The 6,631-nt window shown below is 71.2% G+C and carries 4 protein-coding genes and 2 pseudogenes; 2 read left to right on the forward strand and 4 right to left on the reverse strand.

Annotation, left to right across the window (positions count from 1 at the left end):
* Positions 1 to 3 precede the first annotated feature (3 nt).
* A complete protein-coding gene (locus tag AB0M62_RS22545) occupies positions 4 to 822 on the reverse strand; it encodes a DUF427 domain-containing protein (RefSeq protein ID WP_366076073.1) in 819 nt (272 codons plus the stop codon).
* Between the two features lie 98 nt (positions 823 to 920).
* Here AB0M62_RS22545 and AB0M62_RS22550 point away from each other — a divergent pair, with 98 nt between their 5' ends.
* On the forward strand, positions 921 to 1,490 hold the full coding sequence (locus tag AB0M62_RS22550; protein ID WP_366076074.1) for an HAD domain-containing protein: 570 nt from the start codon (positions 921 to 923) through the stop codon (positions 1,488 to 1,490).
* A 48-nt stretch (positions 1,491 to 1,538) separates the two neighbouring features.
* On the opposite strand, the gene AB0M62_RS22555 is transcribed toward AB0M62_RS22550, so the two are convergent.
* Both AB0M62_RS22555 and AB0M62_RS22560 read right to left on the reverse strand, forming a co-directional pair.
* Positions 1,539 to 3,320 (reverse strand): ABC transporter ATP-binding protein, encoded by a 1,782-nt coding sequence (locus AB0M62_RS22555; protein ID WP_366076075.1) that lies wholly within the window; start codon positions 3,318 to 3,320, stop codon positions 1,539 to 1,541.
* Entirely contained in the window at positions 3,317 to 5,140 is a 1,824-nt protein-coding gene (locus tag AB0M62_RS22560) for an ABC transporter ATP-binding protein (RefSeq protein ID WP_366076076.1), read from the reverse strand. Before AB0M62_RS22560 ends, AB0M62_RS22555 begins: the two co-directional genes overlap by 4 nt.
* Positions 5,141 to 5,290: 150 nt before the next feature.
* On the opposite strand from AB0M62_RS22560, the pseudogene AB0M62_RS22565 reads away from it, so the two are divergent.
* Positions 5,291 to 5,508, forward strand: a pseudogene (locus AB0M62_RS22565) (peptide-N4-asparagine amidase); the annotation flags it as partial.
* Between the two features lie 718 nt (positions 5,509 to 6,226).
* On the opposite strand, the pseudogene AB0M62_RS22570 reads toward AB0M62_RS22565, so the two are convergent.
* Positions 6,227 to 6,493 (reverse strand): annotated as a pseudogene (locus tag AB0M62_RS22570) (gfo/Idh/MocA family oxidoreductase); the annotation flags it as partial.
* Positions 6,494 to 6,631: the final 138 nt, after the last annotated feature.

Below are 6,631 nucleotides of genomic sequence, written 5' to 3' on the forward strand. Positions count from 1 at the left end.
GGCTCATCGCGTCGGCTTGCTGAAGAACGTGACCGGCCGCTTCTGCCGCTCGCCGTCGACGATGATGTCGACGGACTCGTTGTAGAAGGCCACCCGGTCCTTGATGACACTCGCGGCCGGCAGCGGGTCGGGGTAACTCCAGGCGATATCGGGCCGCACGTCACCGCCGCCCGCCCACGACCAGTAATCGGTCGCCACGCCCTTGTACGGGCAGCGGGTCCGCGCATCGGTCGGGGTGAACAGGTCGAGGCGCACGTCCTTGCGCGGGATGTAGTACCGGACCGGCAGATGCGTCTCGAACAGCAGCACCGGTGCGTGCGTGTCCGCCACGACCGTGCCTTCGATCTCCACCTGGACGTGCCTGGTGCTGGGCAGCGCGTCCACCCGCTTGTACGGGTCACGTGGGTGGACGAAGATCTCCTCGTCCTCTTCGTACCAGTGGTCGAGCACGTCCCGCCCGAACCACTCGAAGCAGATGTGTCCGGCCAGCTCCTCGCCGGGATAGGTCCAAGCGGCCGCCGGGATGGTCTCGTCGCCGGCCTCGAGGTCGTAGAAGACGGTCGCTCCCGCGTGACGCCGGCCGGCGCGCCGCTCGGTCTTCCGCAACAGGTCCGTGCGGACGTCCTTGGCGGGGAAGGCGTACAGCGGTACCGGACGGCCCGGCTCCCACACCAGTAGGGGCCGACGGCTGTCGACGACCGTGACGTCACCCTTCGTCGCGCGCACCCAGCGCTCGCTGACCTCCCAGATCACGCTGTCGGCCGGATCGGGCCGCCGGCGGACCACCGGCACGGTTCCCGGGTCCCCACTCGGTGTGGTCATGAGTCTCTCCTCCGGCAATGGCTGGGCTTGAAACCTTCGCAATCATTGTCGGCCGGCCGGCTGTGACGGTGCGGCCGCGGCGCGGCTATCGTGCGGTTGTGACCGCTTCTGCACAGCGTCCGCTGCTTTTTCTCGATGTCGACGGGCCACTCATTCCGTTCGGGGCGACGCCGCAACAGCGTCCGGACGGGTATCCGACGTATCGGACGGGAGCTTCGGCTCGCGGAGCCGAAGCTTGGGGAGCCGAAGCCCGCGGCGCCCAAGCACGGGCGGCCGGCGCCAACCCGCTGCTGGCCAGGATCAATCCCGAGCACGGACCCCGGCTGCGGGCACTGCAGTGCGAACTCGTGTGGGCCACGACATGGATGGCCGAGGCGAACGAGTGCATCGCACCACGGATCGGCCTGCCGGAATTGCCCGTGGTGACCTGGCCGGAGCCGTCCGACGAGGACGGGCGGGGCGGCCTCCACTGGAAGACCCGCGCCCTCCTCGACCGGGCCGCCGGACGCTCGTTCGTCTGGGTCGACGACGAGATCACCGACGCCGACCGGGTCTGGGTGGCCGCACACCACCAGGGGCGGGCCCTGCTCCATCGCGTCGACCCCCGCCAAGGTCTCACGGACACGGACTACGCCGCTCTCGCCGCGTGGCTGCGGGCGGGCGGGTAACCCTCCGGAGTGAGGCGGAACCCGCCCGCACCACCCCGGCGCGCCTGCTCACCCGTGCCAGGACCGCCACAGCGCCGCGTACGCGCCGTCCGCCGCGACCAGGGCGTCGTGGCTGCCCAGCTCGCTGATCCGGCCGTCCTCGACCACCGCGATCACATCCGCGTCGTGCGCCGTGTGCAGCCGGTGCGCGATCGCCACGACCGTGCGGCCGTCCAGTACGCGCGCCAGCGAGCGTTCCAGGTGCCGTGCCGCCCGCGGGTCCAGCAGCGAGGTCGCCTCGTCCAGGACCAGCGTGTGCGGATCGGCCAGCACCAGCCGGGCCAGCGCGATCTGCTGCGCCTGGGCCGGAGTGAGCACTGTGCCGCCCGAGCCGACCTCGGTGGCGAGGCCGTCGTCGAGGGCCCGCGCCCACCCGTCCGCGTCGACCGCCCCGAGAGCCGCCCACAGCTCCGCGTCAGCCGCTTCGGTCCGGGCGAGCAGCAGGTTGTCCCGGAGGGAGCCCACGAAGACGTGGTGCTCCTGGTTGACCAGTGCTACATGCTCGCGCACTCGCTCCGCCGGCATCCGCGAAAGCTCCGCCCCACCGAGGGTGACCTCGCCCGCCCGGGGCGTGTAGATGCCCGCGAGCAGTCGGCCGAGCGTGGACTTGCCGGCGCCCGACGGCCCGACCAGGGCCAGTCGTGTCCCCGGGCGGACGTCGAGCGTCACCCGGTGGAGCACGTCGACACCCTCCCGGTACCCGAAGTGCACCTCGTCCGCGCGTACCTCACGGCCGTCCGGTGCGACCTTCGCGTCGCCCGCGTCCGGCTCGATGTCCCGCACGCCGACCAGCCGGGCGATCGACACCTGGGCGACCTGCAGCTCGTCGTACCACCGCAGGATCAGGTTCACCGGGTCGACCAGCATCTGCGCGAGCAGGGCGCCGGTCGTCAGCTGTCCGACGGTGATCCAGTCCTCCAGTACGAAGACGCCGCCGATCACCAGCACCGAGCAGAGGATCGTCACATGCGTGATGTTGATGACGGGGAAGAGCACCGAGCGCAGATAGAGCGTGTACCGCTCCCACGCCGTCCACTCCCTGATCCGCTGTTCGGACAGCGCCACCCGGCGCCCGCCGAGGCGGTGCGCCTCGACAGTCCGTCCGGCGTCCACGGTCTCGGCGAGCATCGCGGCGACCGCCGCGTACCCGGCCGCCTCGGATCGGTACGCGGACGGCGCCCGCCGGAAGTACCAGCGGCACCCGAGAACGAGCACCGGCACCGCGACCAGCACGGCCAGCGCGAGCGGCGGCGCGGTCACCGTCAGCGCGCCGATGAGCAGCGCCGCCCAGACCACGCCGATCGCCAGCTGCGGAACGGCCTCACGCATCGCATTGGCCAACCGGTCGACATCTGTGGTGATCCGGGACAGCAGATCACCGGTACCGGCGCGCTCCAGCACTCCCGGGGGCAGAGCGACCGACCGTACGAGGAAGTCCTCGCGCAGATCGGCCAGCATCTCCTCGCCGAGCATCGCGCCGCGCAGCCGCACCAGCCGTACGAACACGGTCTGCACGACCAGCGCGAGCGCGAAGAGCGCGGCGATGCGCTCCAGGTGGAGTTCGCGAGCCCCTTGGGCGAGATCCTCCACGAGTCCGCCCAGCAGATAAGGCCCGACCATCGAGGCGATCACCGCGATCGCGTTGACGGACACGAGCAGTACGAACGCCGATCGGTGCCGCCGCAGCAACTCGCGCACGTACAGCCGTACCGTCGCCGGGGTGCCGACGGGCAGGGTCGTCGCCGACTCCGGGGCCGCCGGGTCGAACGCCGGCGGCGCGACGCCGATCATGCCGTCTCCTCGATCTCTTGCAGTGCCTTCGGTTCGGACAGGTGCTCGGACAGGTGGGTGAGCTGCTCCTCCGCGGTCTCGCGGGTGACGACCGCCCGGTACCGGGGCTCGCCGCGCAGGAGTTCGCGGTGCAGGCCCACCGCCGCCACCTCGCCGTCATGGACGAACACCACCCGGTCCGCGCGGTCGAGCAGCAGCGGGGAGGAGGCGAACACGACTGTCGTCCGGCCCGCCCGCAGCGCCGCAAGGCCCTCGCCGATCCGGGCCTCGGTGTGCGAGTCCACGGCGGAGGTGGGTTCGTCCAGCACCAGTACCTCCGGGTCGGTGACCAGCGAGCGGGCCAGGGCGAGACGCTGGCGCTGCCCGCCGGAGAGGGAGCGGCCACGTTCGGTGATCCTTGTCTCCATCGGATCACCGGTGTCTTCCGCGGAGGCTTGCGCCAGCGCGACCAGTACGTCCTCGCAGCGGGCCGCGGTCAGCGCGTCCTCGGCACGCACGCGGCCGGAGGCCGGCACGTCCAGCAGCTCCCGGAGGGTGCCGGACAACAGCACCGGGTCCTTGTCCTGTACGAGGACGCAGGTGCGGGCCGCACCCAGCGGCAGGTCGTCCAGGGCCACCCCGCCCAGCAGCACGGAAGGGCTCTTCTCGTCCTCGGCGGCGTGACCGCCGAGCCGCTCGGCGAGGAGCCCGGCGGTGTCCGGATCGCCGCACACGACGCCGGTGAGCCGGCCCGCGGGAGCGAGCAGCCCGGTCACGGGGTCGTACAGATCTCCGGTGGGCAGGGCACCGCCGTCGCCCAGACCACCGCGCTCGCCCTCGTACGACGTCCGCTCCAGCGCCAGCACACGGGCTGCGCGCTTCGCGGAGGGCCGCGAGAAGGAGTACGCCATCGCGATCTCCTCGAAGTGCCGCAAGGGGTACATCAACAGCGTCACCGCGCTGAAGGCGGTGACCAGCTCGCCGACGGTGACCCTGCCCTCCTGGGCCAGGCGCGCGCCGTACCAGACCACGGTGATCAGCAGCAGGCCCGGCAGCAGTACCTGGACGGCCGAGATCAGCGACCACATGCGCGCGCTGCGCACAGCCGCCCTGCGCACCTCCTGAGAGGCCTGCCGGTAGCGGCCCAGGAACAGCTCCTCGCCGCCGATGCCGCGCAGCACGCGCAGACCCGCTACGGTGTCGGAGGCGAGTTCGGTCGCCTTGCCCGCCTTCTCGCGCTGGATGTCCGCGCGCCGGGTGGCCCGGGGGAGCAGCGGAAGTACGGCCAGGGCCAGGACGGGGACGCCGATGGCGACCACGATGCCCAGAGCCGGCTGGTACACGACCAGGCCGACGCAGACCAGGACGACGGTGAAGGCGGCCGCGGCGAAGCGGGAGACGGCCTCCACGAACCAGCCGATCTTCTCGACGTCACCCGTGGAGACGGCGACCACCTCGCCGGCCGCGACCCGGCGGGTCAGTGCCGAGCCCAGTTCCGCGGTCTTGCGGGCAAGAAGCTGCTGGACGCGCGCGGCGGCCGTGATCCAGTTGGCGACGGCGGTCCGGTGCAGCATCGTGTCGCCCACGGTGATCGCCGCGCCGAACGCGGCGATCAGTCCGCCGGCGAGTGCGAGGCGTCCGCCCGAACGGTCGACGAGCGCCTGCACGGCGAGGCCCACGCCGAACGGCAGCCCGGCGACACCGCAGAAGTGCAGGAGTCCCCAGGCCAGCGACCTGAGCTGGCCGCCGAGCTGGTTGCGCCCGAGCCACAGGAGGAACCGGCCGCCTGACCGTGCGTCAGGGACGCCGGGGTCGGGATACGGAAGATCGCGAATCTGCATGACGTCCCATGACTCGGTGGGTGAATCAATCGGTGCAAGGTTCGCCTTCCGGAACCATCGCGGGCAATCGATTTTCCGCTGGAGGGGAGACAAGCCCTCTGGCGCGGTCGCCCGTCCCGGCTTCGCTCCTGGCCCAAGATACGTCACAACATGTCCATGCCCACCGGACCGGCCCTCGCTGCCGGGACGTTCTCGGCTCCGGCTCCGGCCTCGCCGCCGCCAGGCCGGCTGAACCGCCTGCCGAATTGGGCGGGGACCTGCACGATCCGGTCAGCGCCAGGCCGCCGGTGACGCTTCCGGACTCGCCGTCCTGCCGGGTCGTCGTCGCTGAGGCGCAGTTCCGCGACTTCGCGCCGTACCGGGGGAGTTGCAGCGGCCGCGTGAGCCGGGCGCTGAGCCGCCACGACGAGGGCCGGGGCCTGTCACTTCGCGGTCCGCACCGCCGGTTCTCCGCACCGGCTCTACTTCCGGGCCGCTCACCGGCGTGGGCGACCGGCTGCGGATGGTCCTCGCGCTCGGCGGCCGGGCCGCCTCGTCCGTCGTACGCGGCGGAAAGCGCGTCGCCCGGACGCGATTCGACAACGCCCTACGAGCGACGCGGGGCCCCACCGTTCGGACGGGGCCCCGCCGGCTCTACCGCCCGGGGAGGGTGAGTTCACGGCCGATGTAGAAGGCTTCCCGCTCCTCGGCGATGTACGGGGCCATCACCGCGCGCCGCCGCTTCTCCGCCTCGGAGGCTCGCCAGGCGTCACACGCTTCCCGCGATTCCCAGAACGAGACCCCGACAACCTCCACGCTGTCCTGTGACCAGTACGCGAAGGCGCGACTCATGCCCGGTGGATGGGAGTCCGGCCGCCATGCCCGTTCGAACTCCTCCAGCATGCCCGGCGCGATGCGGCGCGTCGTCACCCAGACGAATTGCTCCTCCATCACGGCCTCCTTCGGGCCGACAGGTTTCCGATGGTGCTTCCGGACCACCGTAGGCTCATGGCGCCGGTTCCGCCTGTCCAGGGCGTCGGGCGGCAGGCCCGGTCCACGAGGGCCCGGCCCGCTCGCCATCAGGCCGACGGCTTCTCGGAATTCGAGGCGGGACTTCTTCCATTCGCCCCGGGTGAAGTCGGGGATCTGCTGCGGCTTGCCGTTCGCCTTGATCGAGGCGTGGCTGAGCGGCACCGGCACGGTCCACAGCGCCGCGTCGTAGACGTCGAAGTCGGGGACCAGGCTCAGTCGCATGCACTGCATCAGGCGGAAGACGAGCATGTAGTCCATGCCGCCGTGCCCGCTCGGCGGGTTGGCGTGCTCCTTCCACAGCCAGTGGTCCCAGTCGGCGTACTTGGAGAAATCGCCCCACCGGTCGTCCATCCCTTGTTCTTCGCAGGGAATCCCGGCCTTTAGGCCAAGGCCATGAAGTTAAGGGTTGATCGGTGGAGTGAGGATGTCGATGCTGAAGGTTGCTTTGTAAGTGCGTCGGTCGACTTTGAGGCTTTTGTA

Origin of the sequence: Streptomyces sp. NPDC051219, from assembly GCF_040682335.1 — a bacterium.
GTDB lineage: Bacteria > Actinomycetota > Actinomycetes > Streptomycetales > Streptomycetaceae > Streptomyces.